This is a genomic window from Vibrio sp. 2134-1 (assembly GCF_033339495.1).
In genome coordinates, this window is the sequence record NZ_JAWOUS010000022.1 from 1 (window position 1) to 20,142 (window position 20,142).

Here is a 20,142-nt window from a genome sequence, read left to right on the forward strand (position 1 = left end):
TGAGTAGTTTTACAGGCAAAGCCGAAACGGATGATAACCACCTACTGAAGTAGGTGGTTTAGGGCTGAAAACAAAAATGCCCACGGGAGTGGGCATTTTTTAAGACGTTTGCTTAGGCTTATTGTAAGCCAAGCTTCTTCTCTAGGTAGTGGATGTTTGCACCACCGTGTTGGAAGTTTTCGTCATTCATAATGGAGAACTGCAGTGGCACGTTAGTTTTGATGCCTTCGATGATCATCTCACCCAGTGCGTTTTTCATACGTGCAATCGCTACATCACGGTTCTCACCGTAAGTGATCAGTTTACCAATCATTGAATCGTAATGAGGTGGAACTGTGTAGCCTGTGTAGATATGAGATTCCCAACGTACACCCATACCGCCAGGAGCGTGGAAACGCTCGATCTTACCCGGAGATGGTAGGAAGCGCTCAGGGTCTTCTGCGTTGATACGACACTCAATCGCATGGCCACGGATCTTAATATCATCTTGAGTGAATGACAGAGGCTGACCCGCTGCAACACGAAGCTGTTCTTTGATTAGGTCGATGCCAGTAACCATCTCTGTTACTGGGTGCTCTACCTGAATACGAGTGTTCATTTCGATGAAGTAGAACTCACCGTTCTCGTATAGGAATTCAAACGTACCTGCGCCGCGGTAACCGATCTCGATACATGCACGAGTACAGCGTTCACCGATGTACTTACGCATTTCTTCGGTGATACCAGGTGCTGGAGCTTCTTCCACTACTTTTTGGTGACGACGTTGCATTGAACAGTCACGCTCACCAAGGTGGATTGCGCCGCCTTGACCGTCAGCAATAACCTGAACTTCAACGTGACGAGGGTTTTCTAGGAATTTCTCCATGTAAACCATGTCATTGTTGAACGCCGCTTTTGCTTCAGCACGTGTCATTGCAATGGCTTGGATAAGGTCTTTCTCTGCGCGAACAACACGCATACCACGACCGCCGCCGCCGCCAGATGCTTTGATGATTACTGGGTAACCAATGCGCTTAGCAAATGCTTTGTTTTTCTCTTCGTCATTGTCTAGAGGGCCGTCAGAACCCGGTACACAAGGAACGCCTGCTTTCTTCATTGCATTGATAGCAGATACTTTATCGCCCATTAGGCGGATAGTGTCTGCCTTTGGACCAACGAAGATGAAACCACTGCGCTCAACTTGCTCTGCGAAGTCTGCGTTCTCAGACAGGAAGCCGTAACCTGGGTGGATAGCCACAGCACCAGTCACTTCTGCTGCAGAAATGATGCGTGGAATGTTTAGGTAGCTGTCGATACCACGAGCAGGGCCGATACATACGGTTTCGTCTGCGAGTAGTACGTGCTTAAGATCGCGGTCCGCTGTTGAGTGAACAGCGACGGTCTTAATACCTAATTCTTTACAAGCGCGAAGAATACGAAGTGCAATTTCACCTCGGTTCGCGATGACTACTTTGTCTAGCATAAGGCAAGCCCCGCTTATTCGATTACAACAAGAGGTTGGTCGAATTCAACTGGTTGGCCGTCTTCAGCTAGGATTGCTGTAACAACGCCAGATTTGTCCGCTTCGATTTGGTTCATCATTTTCATTGCTTCAACAATACATAGAGTATCGCCAGCATTTACTTTCTGACCCACTTCTACGAATGCTTTAGAGTCTGGGCTTGGAGAGCGGTAGAAAGTACCAACCATTGGAGAAAGAACTTGGTGACCTGCAGGTGTTGCTGCTGGAGCTTCTGCTGCTGGCGCTTCCGCTACTGGTGCCGCTGCTACTGGAGCAGGTGCCGCCGCTGGAGCTGCTGCGTAGTGAATTGGTGCTTGAGGGGCTGCAGTGCCATGACGGCTGATGCGCACTGACTCTTCACCTTCAGAGATCTCTAGCTCAGCAATGCCAGACTCTTCAACTAACTCAATTAGCTTCTTGATTTTACGAATATCCATCTTTTCTTTCTCTTTTATCTTGTGATTAAGACAACCCTCGTAGGGTTGCAGAGTGTTAGGGTTACTTTGCCTGTAGCTTATTGATCGCTGCAGACAGAGCAAATTCATAACCTTGTGCGCCTAAACCGCAAATCACACCCTCTGCTTTATCTGACAGATAAGAGTGATGACGGAATGGTTCACGTGCGTGCACATTTGATAAGTGCACCTCAATAAATGGGATGGCGACGCCAAGTAATGCATCTCGCAGCGCCACACTAGTATGAGTGAAAGCCGCTGGATTGATGATGATGAAGTCAATCTTGCCATAGGCAGCGTGAATGGCTTCAATCAGTTCGTACTCACGATTTGATTGTAGGTGTTCCAGTTCTACCCCAGCGTTATGGGCTTGCTCTGTAAGAGTATCCACAACTTGAGCTAAGGTACTGTGACCATAGTGTGTCGGTTCGCGCAGACCCAATAGATTAAGATTTGGTCCGTTTAGAACAAGAATCCGTGACTTTGCAGACATTGTGTTGCTATCTTCCCTTATCGTGAGTGGAACGTTTATATTCCCAAATATACGATAGTTCAGCACGATTTTTTTGTTAAAACCGAGCAAATTTTAAAAAATCGACCAAGATTATAGCTAATTCATAGCAATTAGCAGCAATTTACTGGTCTAATCTCCTAATAGCCACTCTCGTTTCTGTAACCAAGTTAACAAAAACAACATAATTGCCATATTTTTTGTGTGGCCAATTTGTGCACTAAAGCAAAAAACCGCCATGAGTGATGGCGGTTTTTAAAGTGCTTTTAAAACAGTTGGTTGAATTTATGCCAATTCTGCTTTCTCTGCGATAAGTTTATCTACAACGCTCGGATCGGCAAGCGTTGATGTGTCTCCGAGGTTGCTGGTATCACCCGTTGCAATTTTACGCAGGATTCGACGCATGATCTTACCAGAACGAGTCTTCGGTAAGGAATCCGTCCAGTGCAGTACATCTGGTGTTGCAATTGGACCAATCTCTTTACGCACCCAATCTTTTACTTCTTTGTGTAGCTCTGCTGACGGGAATTCACCATCGTTCAAGGTAATGTAAGCGTAGATAGCTTGGCCTTTGATATCATGCGGAATGCCCACAATAGCGGCCTCAGCAATTTTATGATGTGCGACAAGAGCCGATTCTATTTCAGCGGTACCCATGCGGTGACCCGACACGTTTAGTACGTCATCAACACGGCCCGTGATCCAGTAGTAACCGTCTTCGTCACGACGAGCTCCATCACTAGTAAAGTACATTCCCTTGAAGGTTGAGAAGTAGGTCTGTTCAAAGCGCTCGTGGTCGCCATAAACAGTGCGCATCTGACCTGGCCATGAATCAAGGATCACCAAGTTACCTTCTGCTGCGGTTTCTTCAATGATGTTGCCCATGTTATCAACCAGTGCAGGTTGGACTCCGAAGAATGGTCGAGTTGCTGAGCCTGGTTTTAAATCTGTTGCACCTGGTAGTGGTGCAATTAAGATACCGCCGGTCTCTGTTTGCCACCAAGTATCAACGATAGGCGAGCTCTCGTTACCAATCGTTTTGTAGTACCACTCCCACGCTTCAGGGTTGATAGGCTCACCTACTGAACCCATCACACGTAAGCTTGAACGAGATGTCCCTGCTACCGCTTCGTTACCTTTTGCCATTAGTGCACGAATAGCGGTTGGCGCAGTGTAGAGAATGTTCACTTGGTGCTTATCAACCACTTCACTCATCCGAGCCGTGCTTGGGTAGTTTGGAACACCTTCAAACAGAATGGTTTTGGCCCCGTTCGCTAGTGGACCATAAATTAGGTAAGTATGGCCTGTAATCCAGCCCACATCCGCGGTACACCAGAAGGTTTCACCTGGTTGATAATCGAAGACATATTTAAAGGTCATTGCCGCGTAGACGAGGTAACCGCCTGTAGTATGTAGTACGCCTTTAGGTTTACCTGTCGAGCCAGATGTGTAGAGGATGAACAGCGGGTCTTCGGCTTTCATCTCTTCTGGTGGGCAAACGTCAGAAACGTTGGCTGTTGCTTCGTGCCACCAAACATCACGGTGTTCATGCCATTCAACATCACCACCTGTACGTTTAAGCACGACGACTTTATTGATGGTTTTTACGTCTGGGTTGGTTAGTGCTTCATCCACGTTCTTTTTCAGTGGAACAGCGCGTCCGCCACGTACGCCTTCGTCTGCGGTGATCACGACTTTAGCGTCAGAGTCGATGATACGGCCGGATAGTGCTTCTGGTGAGAAACCGCCAAATACTACGGTGTGAACCGCACCAATACGGGTACAAGCGAGCATAGCCACAGCGGCTTCTGGCACCATTGGCATGTATAGACACACCACGTCTCCCTTGCGTACGCCTTGCTCTTTCAATGCGTTGGAGAATTTACACACTTCTTTGTGCAGTTCGTTGAAAGTGAGTGTTTTGTCGTCGGCTGGATCATCGCCTTCCCAAATGATGGCGACGTCGTCCCCGTGTTCTGCAAGATGACGGTCAATACAGTTAGCCGAGACGTTCAGTGTGCCATCTTCAAACCAGCGAATATCAACATGGCCAGTGTCGAAAGAAGTGCTTTTTACTTTGGTGAAAGGTTTGATCCAATCAACGATTTTGCCGTGTTCGTTCCAGAAGCCCTCTGGATCGGTTACCGACTGCTGATACATGGCTAAGTAAGTATCATTATCCGCGTGTGTATGAGTTTTAATATTTTCTTTTACCGGATAAACGTGGGCTTCGCTCATGGCTTCTCTCCTTGTGCCTTATTTCTCGGCCTTACACCAATCTAGATAAGATTTTGAATATATTTTTGTAGGGCTGTTTTTTGGTTCTAAATAACTTGGTCGTGGTAATGACGACGTTGTGCTTATAACTGTCAGTCACCGCGCGTATTTCCACAATTAGACTTTAGGATGAGAGTGATGGAAGCGCCGGGAAATCGCTGAAACAAAAGTATTTCTGGGAGCTAGGTCAACTGATTTTTATGTATACGGCGCGGTTAGGTTGGGTAAATCGCCTTTCGTTAAGCGGACAAAGACCAAAGCGGCAGAAATCGCGTCTTGCAAGGCGTCGTGTTTGTCTTGGATAGGAAGTTCGAGGTGTTTACAAATGGCATCCAGACTTAAGTCGAAGTAGGCATTCGGCAAATGTCGTTCCAACTTATCGTGATAAATCTGACTGACCTCGATGAGTGGGTTAGGAAGTGGGAAGCCAAGTTGCCGCAGACAAGCAAGGTCTAAGATCTTTTTATCGTAACGAATGTGATAGCCCACAAGTGGTCGGTTGCCGATAAAGTCGAGCAGCTCGAGCAGCGCCTCTTTTTCACTGATGCCATCGACTAAGTCTTGGTGGCGAATTCGATGGATCTTGACCGAGCCAGAGTCGAGCGATTGTGGCGCGCGTAAGCGGACTTCAAATGGTTGACTGGTGATGATGCGGTTGTCGATGATCTTGGTGGCTGCAATAGTCACCAGCTCGGCACGATTTGGGTCAAGGCTGGTGGTTTCGCAGTCAAGAGAGACGTATTCTGTTTTATCTGGCGTGCAAAACAGCGACTGATAAGGCGAGCCTTTCAATTTGTAGTACCAGTATTTGCGTTGTAACCAGTTCATTGCTTACGCCTCTGTGATTTATGAAAATCAGGGTTAATCACGAATTTGATAATGGAAGCCTAAAAATTGCTTAAATTTCTTCACCACATGTAAGCTGTGGCGAAGCAAATCACGCTCAGTTCTATCCAGTTGTTTAATATCAATGTTATTCAACGCTTCTTGCTTTTTGAGTTGCTGATTAAGGCGAAGTTTAAAGAACAATTTCAGTGCTTCGTTGAGATTATCTGCTGTTTCGGGTTCTAAGATGCGCTTATTTCTCAGAGCTTCAATGCGTTCAAACGTGTTCTTCTCTTCAATGGCATATTCCAAAGACAAGGTGCGAATGCCGTGTACAATTGGGAAAATACCGCCGCGTTTAATATCCAATCCGTCTTTAGCACTTTTTACGTTGCCAAATAGAGTTAGGGGCACCGAAAACTGCAAGGCAGGGCGAGTAAAGTCAGACAGTATCAACATGCGATCTTTCATTGTGTCACGAAGATGCGCCGCAATTGGAGCCAGCAGATCGCAATTCCCAGCAACAGCATGGGCGTCACTGAAAATGGCTAAGTCCATGATTTGTTCTGGTTCGGCTTTAGCTATCCAGTGGTTTAGGGTGCTTATCCATTCTTGCTGTGTTTTGACCCACTTTGGGTTGTTAACCATCACTTTGCCAGGGCAAAGTGGATAACCGAGCTGTTGTAGGGTGTGTGTGAAGGATTGCATCACTTGTTCGCAATGAGGCCATTCCAGACCATCTTGAATAATCAGGGCATTGTCTTGATCGGTTTTGAGAATTTGCTCTCCTCGGCCTTCAGAGCCGAGTACGATCAAGCAACAATGGTCGTGCAAGGCTGGTGGTATCACTAACTCGAACGCTTTCTCGATAATTTGCTCGTTTACGGCTGAGATAAGCTCCATGATGAAGCGAGTGCGGATGCCGTTTTTCAATAAGCTCTCGACCAATTGACGTTGGCGGTTTGAGGCCAAAGCGAGCTCTTCCACGCTGCTTGCTCGAGCAATACTGAGCGTTAACACGTGAGAGTGGGTTGAAAACGCGCTGAGAATTTGGGTCATATCCAGCATGCCGACGGCTCGGTTGCCTTCACATACCATGAGGCGTTTCATTCTATTTCTGGTCATTGTGATCATGGCGTTGAATAGAAAGTCACCATCATCAACGTGATAAACAGGAAAGCTCGCGATCTCACCCACTGGTGTGTCGAGCGCGCAACCATCTATCATCACAGAATGCAGCATATTAGTACGAGTTACTATTGCGTACGGGTGGGCTGATGGCCATTTTTCCAATCGTGGATCATCGCCATGGAGTTGAACCAATGCAGCGTCAATCCCATTTTCTTTTAAGGAACGTGTTACCTCGTTAATTGGTGTATTTGGTTCGAGGATCATCGGTGGGTGATAAATGCTGCGGTCAACTTTAGTGAGAATAAACTCCGCTAAGTTTTGCTGTTGATGGGCCGCTTCGATGAGCTCTTGCCGTTTCGATAAATTGTTATCGAAATAGGCTGCAAACTGGCCATTTTCGTTGTAAAGGGCAAGGAAAATTTCTTTCGGCAGTAGGTAAGAGAGCGTGTCCTCAAGCGCGATGTAGTGATGACGTACCTTGTCTTCAAGTAACGAGCGTACATCGAACATATCGTCGTTGGCATAATGTGCGAACACTTCCTGTTGATCGTTGGAGCGCTCTTCTACCGCGCCTTTGATCAGAATATGTAAGTGGGGGTTCTTCTGTCCGCAGGATAAAATAACATCTCGAGCTCGATAGTAGGCGACGTCCAGAGACGATCGCAGTCGCGTTTGTTGTGCTTCAGTTAAGCGATCGAACGGTGGAGATTGCATGTTAAATTTGTCAGGCATGAGAACACCCAATAATGATGGAAGGAACACTCTCTAAGTCTGACAAATTTCTTACCGGAAGCCAGACGACTTTGGTCTAAATTACGATGTTTTCGCTTGAAGATGCCAAATGTCGCAAAGTTAGTATTCCATCGAGGAAACGATAAGTTTCTTATTCTTCCCTTTTTATAATACGCATGGCGATCCATAATTCCCGGCTCGAACGTTGGTGTTCCCGTTTTAGGATATTAGTAATGTTGAAACCTTCTCCGTATGGCTGGATTTCCCAGTACTTTCTCGGATTCTTCTTTGCGTATGGCGTGTATCTGCCATTTTGGTCACTTTGGTTTAAGGATCAGGGCGTATCTTCGACAGATATCGGTTTGCTGGTCGGGTTAGGCCTTGCGACACGTTGTGTTGCCAATATCGTGATCACCCCACGAGTACACAAAGTCGAACATCTTATGCCTGCTTTACGTTGGTTGAGTTTCGCTGCCCTCCTTTTTGTTGGATTTCACTTTTTTACGGGTGGTAGCTTTTGGTTAATGGCACTAGCGACAGTGTTGTTCAATCTTTGTTGTGGACCGATTATTCCGTTGTCGGACGCGATGGCAAATTACTACGCTCGCCTGAAAATGCTCGATTATGGCCGCACGCGGCTATGGGGTTCGATCGCCTTTATCGCAGGCTCGACGGCAGTGGGCTACCTGGTGGCTGAATTTGGCTCCGATATGATCTTGTACACTGCGATGTTCGGCGTGTTTATCTCGTTGCTGTTTGCTATGCGACCGACTAACCCAATGCCTGTAACGCACGGTGGGCAAAGCGCAGAACGTCCAAAGCTGACCGCTCTTTTGACCGACAAGCCGATACTAAAATTCTTAGTGTTGGTGTCACTAATTCAGGGCAGTCATGCGGCTTACTACGGCTTTAGTGCGATTCACTGGAAGGCTGCTGGTCACTCGGAAGATGTCATTGGCTACTTATGGAGCTTGGGGGTGGCCGCAGAAGTGGCAGTGTTTGCACTGAGTAAGCGTTTATTCGTAGGTTGGTCAATACGCGCGCTGTTTATTGCTGCTGCCGTTGGTGTAATGATGCGTTGGGGTATTACGGCGTCGACAACATCAATTATTGCTTTGGTGATTGTTCAACTATTGCATGGTGTGACTTTCGCTACCGCACACATTGCCGCGATCCAATATATCCAAAACTCCGAAGAAAATAAGATCGTAGCGTTGCAAGCGTTGTATAACGCGATTCCGTTGGGCGCATTTATCGCGTTAATGACCGTATTGAGTGGCTGGGGTTATGAGCACTGGGGACCGCTTGTGTTCTGGGGCATGGCCGCGATGGGGTTATTGGCTCTGTTCATCAAGCTTGATTCGCAAGACCCACATCAGGTGGTTGATGTATCAGACAAGCCACTTGAAACACAGAATTAGACTTATGTAACAAAGGTTAAAAACTAAGCTTTGTCTCCTTTATCAAAGCAGTGTTAAATGAAACCTCTCCCTCATGGAGAGGTTTTTTTATTCTCTTGCTTTAAAAGTAGCAAGAAAGGCAAGAAAGGATATCGGATGCAAGGATGGCTGGTGGTTCCCGTTTCTTTAGCGTATTTGGGAGCTTTATTTATCATCGCGTGGTACGGCGACATTCAGAAAAGGTGGCTAGCGCGCTGGCGGCCTTGGATTTATAGCCTTTCCATTGCGGTGTACTGTACATCATGGACCTTCTACGGCACGGTCGGGCAGGCCAGCAGTAATCCTTGGTCTTTCTTGCCCATCTATATTGCTCCCATTTTAGTGTTTACCATCGGATGGCGCGTTTTAGCTCGGCTTATTTTGATTGCTAAACGGGAACACATCACGTCGATTGCTGACTTTATCGGAGCACGCTACGGTAAATCCCAAGGTTTGGCCGTGGTTGTTACGCTCATAGCGGTTGCGGGAATTTTGCCGTACATCGCTTTACAGCTGCGTGGTATCACTATGGGGCTTGAAATTATTGCACCAGAGCTGGCTACTGATTTTGGTTATCAAAACGATAGCGTGTCGTGGTTTGTTGTGGTCGCATTGGCGATTTTTACGATGCTATTCGGTACCCGCCACATTGATAACACGGAACACCATCGTGGGATGATGATGGCAATTGCCTTCGAATCCATTATCAAACTGCTGGCTTTTTTAGTGGTCGGTGTCTTCATTGTTTGGTTGGCGATGAACACCGAGAGTTTGAGCTTACTTGATGTTGCCGCGCAGACGTATCAGTCACCAAATATCCCGACTATATTGATTCATACTGTACTGACCATGCTGGCGATCGTTTGCCTTCCGCGACAATTCCATACGATGGTGGTGGAAAATGAACGTGCTCAAGATTTGCACGTGGCTCGTTGGTTGTTCCCCATTTATCTGATCTTAATGGGGATTTTTGTTTTACCTATTGCGTGGGTAGGGCAAGGCCTCTTGAGTGGCGCTTCGCCTGATACTTATGTCATCAGTGTGCCGATGTCGGTCGGGGCGAGTGAAATCGCCTTGCTTGCGTTTCTAGGCGGTACTTCAGCGGCAAGCGGCATGGTTATCGTATCGACGATTGCCTTAGCGATCATGGTCTCGAATGACTTGGTTATGCCATTGCTATTGCGTCGCATGCGACTGACGCAGCGTAACCACCACCATTTTTCTGAATTATTACTGCGGATCCGCCGTGGTTTGATTTTAGTTTTGTTGATTGGCGCGTGGTGTTTCTATCAAGCGTTGGACACCATTCATTCACTTTCTGCTATCGGCTTTCTCTCGTTCGCGGCTATCACGCAATTCGCTCCTGCGCTGGTTGGCGGTATGTATTGGCGTCAAGGGAATAAGAAAGGTGTGTATGTTGGCCTCGCGGTGGGTTTTGCTACCTGGTTGATTACGTTAATGAGCCAAACAGACATGCTTGCCGGAGACGCCAGTAATAACTTCCTGATCTGGTTGATTACACCACCAGAGGTATTGGCTAGTTTTGATATCGCGATTTCAGATTGGGGGATGATCCTCAGCGTGGTCGCTAATGCAGTGTGTTTTGTTGTGGTTTCTATGGCTACCCGACCAAGCCTAAGTGAGCGCTTACAATCGGCATCATTCGTTGGTACACCGTTGCCTGAAAGCGAAAATATGAGTCTGTACCAGAGCCGCGTTACGGTTGCAGAACTGGAAATGCTAGCGTCCAGATTTGTAGGACGAACGCGAGTTAAAGCGGCGTTTCAAGCCTACTGGAGCCAGCAACGAGAAGAGTTAATGCCGAATCAACAAGCGCCATCTTCTCTGATTCGGCATACGGAGCGTGTGCTAGCAGGGGTATTTGGAGCATCTTCTGCTAAGTTAGTACTTACTTCCGCTCTGCAAGGAAGAAACATGCAGCTTGAAGAGGTGGCGACTATCGTCGATGAAGCCTCTGAACTGTACGATTTTAGTCGGGGTTTACTCCAAGGCGCGATTGAGCATATTGGACAAGGTATTGCGGTCGTCGATAAGCAACTACGCTTGGTAGCGTGGAACCAACGCTATTTAGAACTCTTTGAATTTCCGCCAGGCCTGATTCAAGTAGGTCGACCGATTGCGGATGTGATTCGGCACAATGCAGAGCAGGGGTTGTGTGGCCCTGGTGACCCTGATGACCACGTTCGTCGCCGTGTTTATCACCTTGAGCAAGGAACTCGGCACACCTCTTCTCGGGTTCGTCCCGATGGTCGCGTGATAGAGGTGCAAGGTAACCCAATGCCAGGTGGTGGCTTTGTGATGAGCTTTACCGACATCACCGTATTCCGTGATGCAGAGCAAGCACTGAAAGACGCCAACGAGACATTGGAAGAAAGGGTACGTCTACGGACTCGAGAATTAGAACAACTTAACAAGCAGCTGGTGGAAGCGACGCAGCGCTCGGATTTGGAATCGAAGTCCAAATCACGGTTCTTGGCGGCAGTAAGCCATGACTTGATGCAACCGCTCAACGCGGCGCGTCTATTTGCATCTTCACTATCGGAAGTCGCCAAAGACAGCGAAGCCAAAAAGCTGTCAGCACACATTGAAAGTGCTTTAGAGGCTGCCGAAGACTTAATTGGAGATTTGCTGGATATCTCGCGTTTGGAATCGGGCAAGTTGGAAGTCAACGTGCATGGCTTTGCGTTAAATGATGTGTTATCGAATTTGAATGCTGAGTTTAGTGCGTTAGCCAAACAGCAAGGTATAGAGTTCACCATGATTCCGTCCTCACTCATGGTTAAGTCGGATCCCAAACTGCTGCGCCGTGTGGTGCAAAACTTCCTGACCAATGCGTTTCGTTATAACCCGAATGGCAAAGTCGCACTCGGTGTTCGCCGCGTGAAAGGGCGAGTGCGTATTGATGTATGGGATAATGGAGTGGGGATTGAAGAAGAGAAGCAGCAAGAGATTTTTGAAGAGTTTAATCGCGGAACTCAAGTTCGTTCCGACCAAGGCCTCGGACTTGGTTTGGCGATTTCGAAAGGAATTGCTCAGGTACTTGGGCATGAAATTTCGATGCGCTCTTGGGTTGGAAAAGGCAGTGTTTTTTCCATCACCCTAGATAAAGCTGATCATGTTCAGCCTCATCCAGTTCACGTGGCAATGAGTAAGCAATCTGAACTTGGTCATCTGAGAATCCTATGTGTCGATAATGAGCCTGACATTCTAGTCGGCATGGAAAACTTACTTTCCCGATGGGGCTGCGATACACGAGTTGCGATTGATTTAGTTGAAAGTCTACAAGCGCTTGAGGATGGTTGGGTTCCGGATGTAATTTTCTCCGATTACCGACTTGATGATGGTCGTACTGGTTTAGAAGTGCTACAGCAATGCCGCCTGAGATTAGGCCACAGCTTTGAAGGCGTCATCATCAGTGCAGATCGTACCGAAGATATGCTTGATGGCATCAAAGCAAATGGGTTCAGCTTTATTGCTAAGCCAGTTAAGCCGCTTAAGCTGCGTTCGGTGCTCAATCGAGTCGCTTAGGATTGGAGTGTTTGAAAAATCGCTATAAAAGAGACCTCCGAATGGAGGTCTCGATATTTGTAATCTTAGTTTATAGGCTGAGTTTGCCGTTTATTCTGCTACGCCGCCTTGGGTCAGTTTGGCTGGATTAAGCAATCGCTCTAGTGTGGCTCTATCCAAATCAGTTTCTTCTTCCGCGACATCAATAATCGCGCGCCCCTGTTTGTAGGCTTTTTTCGCGACTTCTGCCGCTTTTAGGTAACCAATGACCGGGTTGAGAGCCGTGACCAAAATTGGGTTTTTGGCGAGTGCTACATCCAAGTTATCTTGGCGAACTTCAAACGTCGCAATGGCTTTGTCAGCTAAAGCGGTTGCGCTGTTAGAGAGTAACTCGATGCTCTCCAATACGTTATGAGCAATAACTGGCAGCATGACGTTAAGCTGGAAGTTGCCCGCTTGGCCTGCGACGGTAATGGTGGTGTCATTACCAATGACTTGCGCTGATGCCATCGCTGCGGCTTCTGGGATCACAGGATTTACTTTGCCAGGCATGATGGAAGAACCCGGTTGCAAGCCTTGTAATTCAATCTCACCTAAACCAGCCAATGGGCCTGAATTCATCCAACGAAGATCGTTTGCGATCTTCATGATCGCAACTGCTGCTGTTTTGAGCTGTCCCGACAGAGCGACGATCGCATCTTGACTGCTTAAATTGAAAAAGAAATTATCACTGGCCGTGAACTGAATACGAGTTGACTGGGTTAGGTTGCTAGCGAATAAGTCTGCAAAGCGTGGATCGGCATTGATCCCCGTTCCAACCGCCGTACCACCTTGGGCTAAGGCTTTTACAGCAGGAAGTGCTTGTTCAATCGCTTGTTTTGCGTGCTCGATTTGGAACTGCCAACCGCCAAGTTCTTGAGCAAAGGTAATTGGCATCGCGTCCATTAAGTGGGTGCGACCGGTTTTTACAACATCTTTCAATGCTTGCTGTTTAGACTCTAGTGTTTGGCTGAGGTGTGACAGTGCCGGGAAGAGCTGTTTTTCAATGGCTAATGCTGCGCTAACTTGAATGGCCGTCGGTACCACATCGTTGCTGCTTTGCCCCATGTTGACGTGATCATTAGGGCTGACAGTGCCGCCTAGATGCTGGGAGGCCAGTGTTGCAATCACTTCATTCGCATTCATATTTGAGCTAGTGCCTGATCCCGTTTGGAACACGTCAATTGGGAATTGCTCAATATGATTGCCTTCGATAATTGCTTGAGCTGCGTCAGCAATCGCGTTGGCAATATCTCCTTCAAGCAGCCCTAGCTGTGCGTTGGTGAGTGCCGCAGTCTGCTTGATGTGTGCTAACGCTTTGATAAAACCAGATGGCATTTTATGTTGACTGAATGAGAAGTTATCGACGGCGCGTTGAGTCTGGGCTTGGTAGAGAGCATCTGCAGGGACCGTTACTTCGCCCATACTGTCAGTTTCTATGCGGAATTCGGTGCTCATGGTAGGGATCCTTTTGGTTAATCGAGTGAGATTTGAATCAGGCGTAATTGTTGTTGTAGTGCGAGAAATTTCACGTCGCCTTGTTCAAACTGGTAGTAATAGCGTTTGAGGCAGAATAATGGCGTATGGATAGAATCGAGACAGACACGACGGAAGATACGACTGCGAGTTGAGTCTTGAATTGCGTCTAGTAAATGGAAATAAACCTGACGTAAAAACAGCTCACACAACAATAGATTTTCTTCATCGGCATCGTGTTCATAACAGGAAGACAACACCATTCCCCAATGAATATAGTCATGAATCACGTCTGGCTCAAAGCCATGTGGTGCGGCGAGAAGGAATCTATCTTGGGCTTTAAAAAATGCGTTAAAGATGTCCCGTTTGTTGTCCATAACCACCTCTCATTGAATGTAATGATAATTATTATCAATTAACTTGTGGGTTGGCAACCCTTTTTAGAGTAAGAGGTTGTTGAAGAAAGACTTACGGAAACAAAAGCCGACGCAAAGGCGTCGGCTGAGTAGGAATTCATTTATGCTGAGTGAAACTAAGTCACTGTCGTTTGAAGACCGGTGAATTAGCTTGTCAGCGTTATTCAGTAAATAAGGTTTCGTACTTCACAAATGCGGTTTGCGTTTCACCATAATACAGTGTGCCGCCTGATTGAATGACGACTCTTAACCAGCTTTCTGCAGATGCAGGCTTTGGTAAGGTGATGTACCAGCTTTGGCCTGCTTGATCGGCGGGCTTCATATCAATCGGTTGAGCGTTTTTCTCTTTGTCACTCACAATAGAAACTTTAACCCCTTCGAGTGGGTAAGCGGCGTTGAGTGACAATTCTAAGTTATTTTTAGTGAGTTTTTCCGAGCGAAATTTCACTTTAAAATCGCCATTTTCCATATCACACAGACCGCTGGTGTAACGACAATTAGACTTACTCGCGAGTTTGTAAGTTTCCCCTTCTTGCGCCGCGTGGGGCTTCTCGCTGAGGGCCATATCGGTACCGAAGTAAGCGATCAAAGAGAGAACTGGCGCAATCAGTAGAGCGAGAATAAAGTGCTTGTTTTTGAACATCTTGGCTTCCTTGCAACGACATACTGCGAATATGGTAACTGAAAAGTGAGAATAAAAAAGCCCCGGACGGCTGGTTCCAAACGGGGCTTTTGTGGTTTTGATTAGTTTTTAGTGATCCACTGCACTACCAGCACCTACTGGCACGCGAACGTGTTCGACTAGGTCTTTTACTTCTTGTGGCGTTTCTGCTGTTACTTTGGATACAGCGAATGCGACGATGAAGTTAAATAGTGCGCCAATAGCACCAAACGCGTTTGGCTCAATACCCAGGAACCAGTTTGTTCCCCAGCTTTCTAGATATTTCCAATCAGCAACGAAAAGGATGCCTTTGTGTTGGAATACGTAGAACAGCGTAATACTGATACCCGCAATCATACCGGCGATTGCGCCTTCTTTGTTGATGCTCTTGCTGAAGATGCCCATCATCAATGCAGGGAAGATGGATGAAGCGGCAAGACCAAAGGCGAGTGCTACCGTACCTGCGGCAAATCCAGGCGGATTTAAACCGAGATAGCCTGCGGCTGCTATCGCTACTGCCATTGATATTCGACTAGCAAGTAGCTCTTTTTTCTCGGATATGTTCGGATTGATAACCCCTTTGATTAAGTCATGGGAAATAGCTGAAGAAATGGCGAGTAGTAAACCTGCTGCGGTAGATAGTGCAGCTGCAAGACCACCTGCTGCCACAAGTGCAATCACCCAGTTTGGTAGTTTAGCGATCTCTGGGTTAGCCAATACCATGATGTCGTTATCAACGCGCAGTTCGTTGGTGGACGCATCTGAAGTGTATTGGATATTGCCATCGCCATTTTTATCGTCAAAACCGAGTAGTCCAGTTGTTTCCCAGTTTTTGAACCACGCAGGACGCTCGTCATACGCTAGGTGCTGACCCGGAGCTGGATTTACCGTATTCATTAGGTTGAGGCGAGCCATCGCTGATACCGCTGGTGCAGTAGTGTAAAGGATGGCGATGAAGATCAGAGCCCAACCTGCTGATGTACGTGCGTCGCGAACCTTCGGCACGGTAAAGAAACGGATAATTACGTGTGGTAGACCGGCAGTACCAATCATCAGTGACATGGTGTAGACAAACATATTAAGTGTGTCGCCACGTACTTGGGTCGTGTATTCACTGAATCCGAGTTCGGTCACCACTTGGTCAAGCCGATCGAGTAGATAGACATCGGTACCAGCCATGGTACTCCCTAGACCAATTTGTGGGATTGGGTTACCAGTGAGTTGCAGAGAGATAAAGATTGCAGGGATAGTGTAAGCAAGAATGAGTACGCAATATTGAGCAATCTGCGTGTAAGTGATGCCTTTCATGCCGCCAAGAACCGCGTACATGAAAACGATACACATACCAATTAATAGGCCAGTGGAGTAGTCCACTTCTAAGAAGCGACCAAACGCAACACCTACGCCTTTCATCTGACCGATAACATAAGTCACTGATGCGATGATAAGACAAACAACCGCTACGATACGTGCGGTATTGGAGTAAAAGCGTTCACCAACAAACTCTGGCACCGTAAACTTCCCAAATTTGCGTAGGTAAGGTGCTAGCAACAGCGCAAGCAGAACGTAACCACCAGTCCAACCCATGAGAAATACTGAGCCGCCATAGCCCATGAAGGCAATTAAGCCTGCCATTGAGATAAACGACGCTGCGGACATCCAATCGGCTGCGGTTGCCATACCATTTGCAATCGGGTTTACACCGCCACCAGCAACATAAAACTCTTTGGTTGAGCCGGCGCGAGCCCAAATAGCAATCCCGATGTACAGGATGAACGTGGCGCCAACGACCAGGTAGGTAATAGTTTTCAAATCCATCTGAGTGACTCCTTATTCGTCCACGCCGAATTCACGGTCAATTTGGCGCATCTTCCATGCGTAATAGAAAATAATTCCTAGGAAGGCATAGATGGAGCCTTGTTGAGCAAACCAGAAACCGAGTTTGTAGCCGCCTAGTTGAAATTGATTTAGTACGTCGACAAATAAAATGCCGCAGCCGAAAGACACGACGAACCAGATGACCATTAGGCCGATCATGAGCTTCACGTTTTTGTCCCAATAGGCTTTGGCTCTTTCTTCGCTTTCAAATGCCATTGCCGTCTCCTTACGATTGGTATTGTTGTTAATGAAATGTTTCAATATGTACATTAGCAAGGTGTTGGCAATAACTCTTTTCAACTTTAGTCGGGGTGTTAAAAATGAGGAACCTCCATACAATGGGCTTTGGCAGCGAATAAAGGGGTAAAATGTTATGTTAATAAACTGTTAAGTTAGCCAAAGGTCTAAAGGTTGATTGGATAAACAAGCATGATTAAGACTGGCCATTAATCTTTTCTTCATTGAACTTGGAGATGCTGTGTAAGTATTGGTGGTGATCTTGTGGCTCTTAAAGAGAGAAGGCGTAGATAAGAAAGCTCACAAGTAATTTATTTACATAAAGTTTTCGCATCAAATCACCGTTTTAACGCACAATAAAGTAATATAACTGAGTCATTCTCGTACAACCTCGCATTTTGAGACGGTGTAAAGGGGAGGCAGATTAGGGCATTACCTCATTAACGAAGTAGCCTTGCTCATCACAATTATTATCGTTTTTCATTAAGGGAGGGTGAGAATGGACGCAGACACCATTAACAGTTTTTTTCTAATAGGTGCGTTGTTAATCGCACTTAGCGTTCTTTTAAGCCCAGTGTCTTCTAAGTTGGGAATCCCAATTCTTTTGGTATTTTTAGCCGTTGGAATGCTAGCGGGGGAAGACGGCTTAGGCGGCATTTTATTCGATAACTTTTCGATCGCTTATTTGGTTAGTAACCTCGCATTAGCCATCATTTTGCTTGATGGTGGGATGAGAACGCGGGTCGCCAGCTTTAGGGTTGCGTTATGGCCCTCGGTCTCTTTGGCGACATTTGGCGTTGCGATCACCACCATTTTGACCGGGCTGATGGCAACGTGGTTATTCGACTTAGATTTATTGCAAGGCATATTGGTTGGTGCGATTGTTGGCTCCACCGATGCTGCCGCGGTCTTCTCTCTACTCAAAGGTCGTAGCCTGAACGAACGTGTTGGTTCAACGCTGGAAATTGAATCCGGCACCAATGACCCTATGGCGGTGTTTCTGACCGTAACTCTGATTGCTATTTTAGCGAACCCTGGCGCAGATTTAAGTGCGGGCTTTTTGGCGTTCAGTTTTCTTAAGCAGTTTGGTATCGGCGCGTTACTTGGCTTCGCTGGTGGCTGGATCTTATGGAAAGTTATCAATCGCAATCAATTACCAGATGGGCTGTATTCTATTTTAACGGTCAGTGGTGGCTTGCTTATTTTCGCTTTATCTAACACTTTGGGTGGCAGTGGTATTTTGTCGATTTACCTTGTTGGTCTTTTATTAGGTAACCGTCCAACACGCAGCCGCCACTCTATTCTTCATGTTTTAGATGGTATGACGTGGCTAGCTCAAATTGGTATGTTCTTGGTGCTTGGCTTGTTGGTTACACCATCTAATTTACTCTCTATTGCGTTGCCAGGTCTTGCGCTTGCCTTCGGGATGATTTTGTTTGCCCGACCAATCTCAGTTTGGATTGGTTTACTGCCATTCAAGAGTTTCACGCCACGTGAAAAGTGGTTTGTCTCTTGGGTAGGATTGCGTGGCGCTGTACCTATCATCCTCGCGGTATTTCCAATGATGGCAGGGTTGCCAGATGCTCAACTGTACTTCAATTTGGCATTCTTTGTAGTAATGGTGTCTTTGATAGTGCAAGGGGGGACGTTGACCAAAGCGATGTCTCTTGCAAAGGTCGAGCTACCTTCTAAGCCTGAGCCAATTTCGCGTACGGGGGTGGAGATTTACCCGACCAGTGAGTGGGAGCTGTTTATCTATAGACTTAAAGCAGATAAATGGTGCATTGGTGAGCCATTACGTAGTCTTTCGATGCCGGAAGGAACGCGTATCGCCGCTGTATTTCGCAGTAAAGAGCTATTGCACCCATCCGGCAGTACGCGCCTTGAGGAAGATGATACCTTGTGTGTATTAGCACAAGAAAAGGATTTAGATGCACTGAGCTTACTGTTTAGTGAAGCCCCAGAGAAAGCGTCGCTAGCGCGATTCTTCGGTGACTTCTTCCTCGATATTGAAGTGAAGCTTGCCGATATTGCCGTGATGTATGGTTTGAATCTGGGGGATGAACCGCTGGATAAAAGTTTGAGAAACCTTGTCGAAGAGCAATTAGGTAGCACGCCAGTATTGGGAGACCATTTCGAGTGGCAAGGTTTGCATTGGATCGTCGCTGATGTTGTTGATCAGCAGGTCATTAAAGTCGGTATCCGATTGCCAAACGAAAAAAGTAAGTCTGACGATAAGACGTCAATCTAGTCGCTCATTTCCGTCAGCATAATCACGGCTTGCGTGCGGTTCTTTACACCGAGCTTACGGAAAATCGCTGTCATGTGCGCTTTTATGGTGGCTTCTGAAACATTCAATTCGTAAGCGATTTGCTTGTTCAGCAAGCCATCGGACAACATTCCCAACACTTTATATTGCTGTGGTGTTAGCGCAGCAATCTTTTCCGCTAAGTCATTACATGCCGCGTTATTGGTGATCAACCCTTCAGGGAAATATGGGTCGCCATTCAGCACTTGATTGAGTGCGTTCACTAATTCGCGCATGTCGCTGGACTTGGGAATAAAACCAAATGCACCATGGCTTTTCACCTGCGTCACGATCGCCGGCTCTTCACTCGCTGAAACGACGACGATAGGTAAATCTGGATGCTCTGCTCGCAAATGAATCAAGCCAGACATACCATTTGCTCCTGGCATTTTGAGATCCAATAGCACTAAATCTGGCTCTTCCTCTCGCTCCAACAAAGCCAGAAGTGCGTCGAGTGAGTCCGCTTCCAGCAAATTTGCACCACTAATAGCCATGTGGATAGATTGAAACAAGGCATTCCGGAAGAGTGGGTGATCATCTGCAATAATGATGGTGTAGGTCGAATCCATGACGTTAAACACTTTTGACTATTTCGTTAAATTTATTATTGTCCAGCTTTGAGAGAGTGGACAATATTTATTCGCTAAAAGTCTGAACCAAATCGACTTTTATTAGGAAAATTGCATATAAACGCAATGTTCTTATTCAAATCTGAGCAATAAAAAACG

At 46.8% G+C, this 20,142-nt stretch carries 15 protein-coding genes; 3 read left to right on the forward strand and 12 right to left on the reverse strand.

Translation table 11 applies throughout. The annotated features are described in order from the left end of the window. Positions 1-118: 118 nt before the first annotated feature. The 6 genes from accC to R7R78_RS20020 all read right to left on the reverse strand — a co-directional run bounded on the left by accC (position 119) and on the right by R7R78_RS20020 (position 7,432). Positions 119-1,462 (reverse strand): acetyl-CoA carboxylase biotin carboxylase subunit, encoded by a 1,344-nt coding sequence (gene accC, locus R7R78_RS19995; protein ID WP_005382509.1) that lies wholly within the window; start codon positions 1,460-1,462, stop codon positions 119-121. A 14-nt stretch (positions 1,463-1,476) separates the two neighbouring features. Further along, positions 1,477-1,938, reverse strand: coding sequence for an acetyl-CoA carboxylase biotin carboxyl carrier protein (gene accB, locus R7R78_RS20000; protein WP_005386355.1), 462 nt, complete (start codon positions 1,936-1,938; stop codon positions 1,477-1,479). Positions 1,939-1,999: 61 nt separating this feature from the next. Further along, positions 2,000-2,449, reverse strand: a complete 450-nt coding sequence (gene aroQ / locus R7R78_RS20005) for a type II 3-dehydroquinate dehydratase (protein ID WP_005382360.1) — start codon at positions 2,447-2,449, stop codon at positions 2,000-2,002. Positions 2,450-2,752: 303 nt separating this feature from the next. Further along, on the reverse strand, positions 2,753-4,705 hold the full coding sequence (gene acs / locus R7R78_RS20010; RefSeq protein WP_005386359.1) for an acetate--CoA ligase: 1,953 nt from the start codon (positions 4,703-4,705) through the stop codon (positions 2,753-2,755). Positions 4,706-4,942: 237 nt separating this feature from the next. Continuing rightward, positions 4,943-5,572: a 3'-5' exonuclease gene (locus R7R78_RS20015; RefSeq protein ID WP_025768818.1), complete on the reverse strand. Its 630-nt coding sequence runs from the start codon at positions 5,570-5,572 to the stop codon at positions 4,943-4,945. A 33-nt stretch (positions 5,573-5,605) separates the two neighbouring features. Beyond that, a complete protein-coding gene (locus tag R7R78_RS20020) occupies positions 5,606-7,432 on the reverse strand; it encodes a DUF294 nucleotidyltransferase-like domain-containing protein (protein ID WP_225474168.1) in 1,827 nt (608 codons plus the stop codon). 233 nt (positions 7,433-7,665) lie between these two features. On the opposite strand from R7R78_RS20020, the gene R7R78_RS20025 reads away from it, so the two are divergent. Next, entirely contained in the window at positions 7,666-8,853 is a 1,188-nt protein-coding gene (locus R7R78_RS20025) for a 3-phenylpropionate MFS transporter (RefSeq protein WP_005382367.1), read from the forward strand. Positions 8,854-8,988: 135 nt separating this feature from the next. Further along, a complete protein-coding gene (locus tag R7R78_RS20030) occupies positions 8,989-12,420 on the forward strand; it encodes a PAS-domain containing protein (protein WP_225474169.1) in 3,432 nt (1,143 codons plus the stop codon). A 90-nt stretch (positions 12,421-12,510) separates the two neighbouring features. Here R7R78_RS20030 and R7R78_RS20035 read toward each other — a convergent pair whose 3' ends face one another. From R7R78_RS20035 to R7R78_RS20055, 5 genes are all read right to left on the reverse strand, one after another. Continuing rightward, positions 12,511-13,896, reverse strand: coding sequence for a class II fumarate hydratase (locus R7R78_RS20035; RefSeq protein WP_017635560.1), 1,386 nt, complete (start codon positions 13,894-13,896; stop codon positions 12,511-12,513). A 17-nt stretch (positions 13,897-13,913) separates the two neighbouring features. Beyond that, a complete protein-coding gene (locus tag R7R78_RS20040; protein ID WP_005382370.1) occupies positions 13,914-14,291 on the reverse strand; it encodes a hypothetical protein in 378 nt (125 codons plus the stop codon). Between the two features lie 199 nt (positions 14,292-14,490). Beyond that, positions 14,491-14,973, reverse strand: coding sequence for a hypothetical protein (locus tag R7R78_RS20045; RefSeq protein WP_005382371.1), 483 nt, complete (start codon positions 14,971-14,973; stop codon positions 14,491-14,493). A gap of 108 nt (positions 14,974-15,081) precedes the next feature. Continuing rightward, a complete protein-coding gene (locus tag R7R78_RS20050) occupies positions 15,082-16,809 on the reverse strand; it encodes a sodium:solute symporter family protein (RefSeq protein ID WP_005382372.1) in 1,728 nt (575 codons plus the stop codon). A gap of 12 nt (positions 16,810-16,821) precedes the next feature. Beyond that, positions 16,822-17,085: a DUF4212 domain-containing protein gene (locus tag R7R78_RS20055; protein WP_005382373.1), complete on the reverse strand. Its 264-nt coding sequence runs from the start codon at positions 17,083-17,085 to the stop codon at positions 16,822-16,824. Positions 17,086-17,605: 520 nt separating this feature from the next. Between R7R78_RS20055 and R7R78_RS20060 the strand changes: the two genes are divergently transcribed. After that, entirely contained in the window at positions 17,606-19,357 is a 1,752-nt protein-coding gene (locus R7R78_RS20060; RefSeq protein ID WP_225474170.1) for a potassium/proton antiporter, read from the forward strand. On the opposite strand, the gene R7R78_RS20065 is transcribed toward R7R78_RS20060, so the two are convergent. Then, positions 19,354-19,983 (reverse strand): response regulator, encoded by a 630-nt coding sequence (locus tag R7R78_RS20065; protein WP_005382375.1) that lies wholly within the window; start codon positions 19,981-19,983, stop codon positions 19,354-19,356. The genes R7R78_RS20060 and R7R78_RS20065 overlap by 4 nt on opposite strands. Positions 19,984-20,142: the final 159 nt, after the last annotated feature.

Excerpts from the sequence above, each read along its gene's own strand:
- R7R78_RS20025 (WP_005382367.1), top strand. The coding sequence starts at position 7,666 with ATGTTGAAACCTTCTCCGTATGGCTGGATTTCCCAGTACTTTCTCGGA.
- R7R78_RS20065 (WP_005382375.1), bottom strand. The coding sequence starts at position 19,983 with ATGGATTCGACCTACACCATCATTATTGCAGATGATCACCCACTCTTC.
- R7R78_RS20045 (WP_005382371.1), bottom strand. The coding sequence starts at position 14,973 with ATGTTCAAAAACAAGCACTTTATTCTCGCTCTACTGATTGCGCCAGTT.
- R7R78_RS20030 (WP_225474169.1), top strand. The coding sequence starts at position 8,989 with ATGCAAGGATGGCTGGTGGTTCCCGTTTCTTTAGCGTATTTGGGAGCT.
- aroQ (WP_005382360.1), bottom strand. The coding sequence starts at position 2,449 with ATGTCTGCAAAGTCACGGATTCTTGTTCTAAACGGACCAAATCTTAAT.
- accB (WP_005386355.1), bottom strand. The coding sequence starts at position 1,938 with ATGGATATTCGTAAAATCAAGAAGCTAATTGAGTTAGTTGAAGAGTCT.
- accC (WP_005382509.1), bottom strand. The coding sequence starts at position 1,462 with ATGCTAGACAAAGTAGTCATCGCGAACCGAGGTGAAATTGCACTTCGT.
- R7R78_RS20060 (WP_225474170.1), top strand. The coding sequence starts at position 17,606 with ATGGACGCAGACACCATTAACAGTTTTTTTCTAATAGGTGCGTTGTTA.
- acs (WP_005386359.1), bottom strand. The coding sequence starts at position 4,705 with ATGAGCGAAGCCCACGTTTATCCGGTAAAAGAAAATATTAAAACTCAT.
- R7R78_RS20055 (WP_005382373.1), bottom strand. The coding sequence starts at position 17,085 with ATGGCATTTGAAAGCGAAGAAAGAGCCAAAGCCTATTGGGACAAAAAC.
- R7R78_RS20020 (WP_225474168.1), bottom strand. The coding sequence starts at position 7,432 with ATGCCTGACAAATTTAACATGCAATCTCCACCGTTCGATCGCTTAACT.
- R7R78_RS20040 (WP_005382370.1), bottom strand. The coding sequence starts at position 14,291 with ATGGACAACAAACGGGACATCTTTAACGCATTTTTTAAAGCCCAAGAT.
- R7R78_RS20035 (WP_017635560.1), bottom strand. The coding sequence starts at position 13,896 with ATGAGCACCGAATTCCGCATAGAAACTGACAGTATGGGCGAAGTAACG.
- R7R78_RS20015 (WP_025768818.1), bottom strand. The coding sequence starts at position 5,572 with ATGAACTGGTTACAACGCAAATACTGGTACTACAAATTGAAAGGCTCG.
- R7R78_RS20050 (WP_005382372.1), bottom strand. The coding sequence starts at position 16,809 with ATGGATTTGAAAACTATTACCTACCTGGTCGTTGGCGCCACGTTCATC.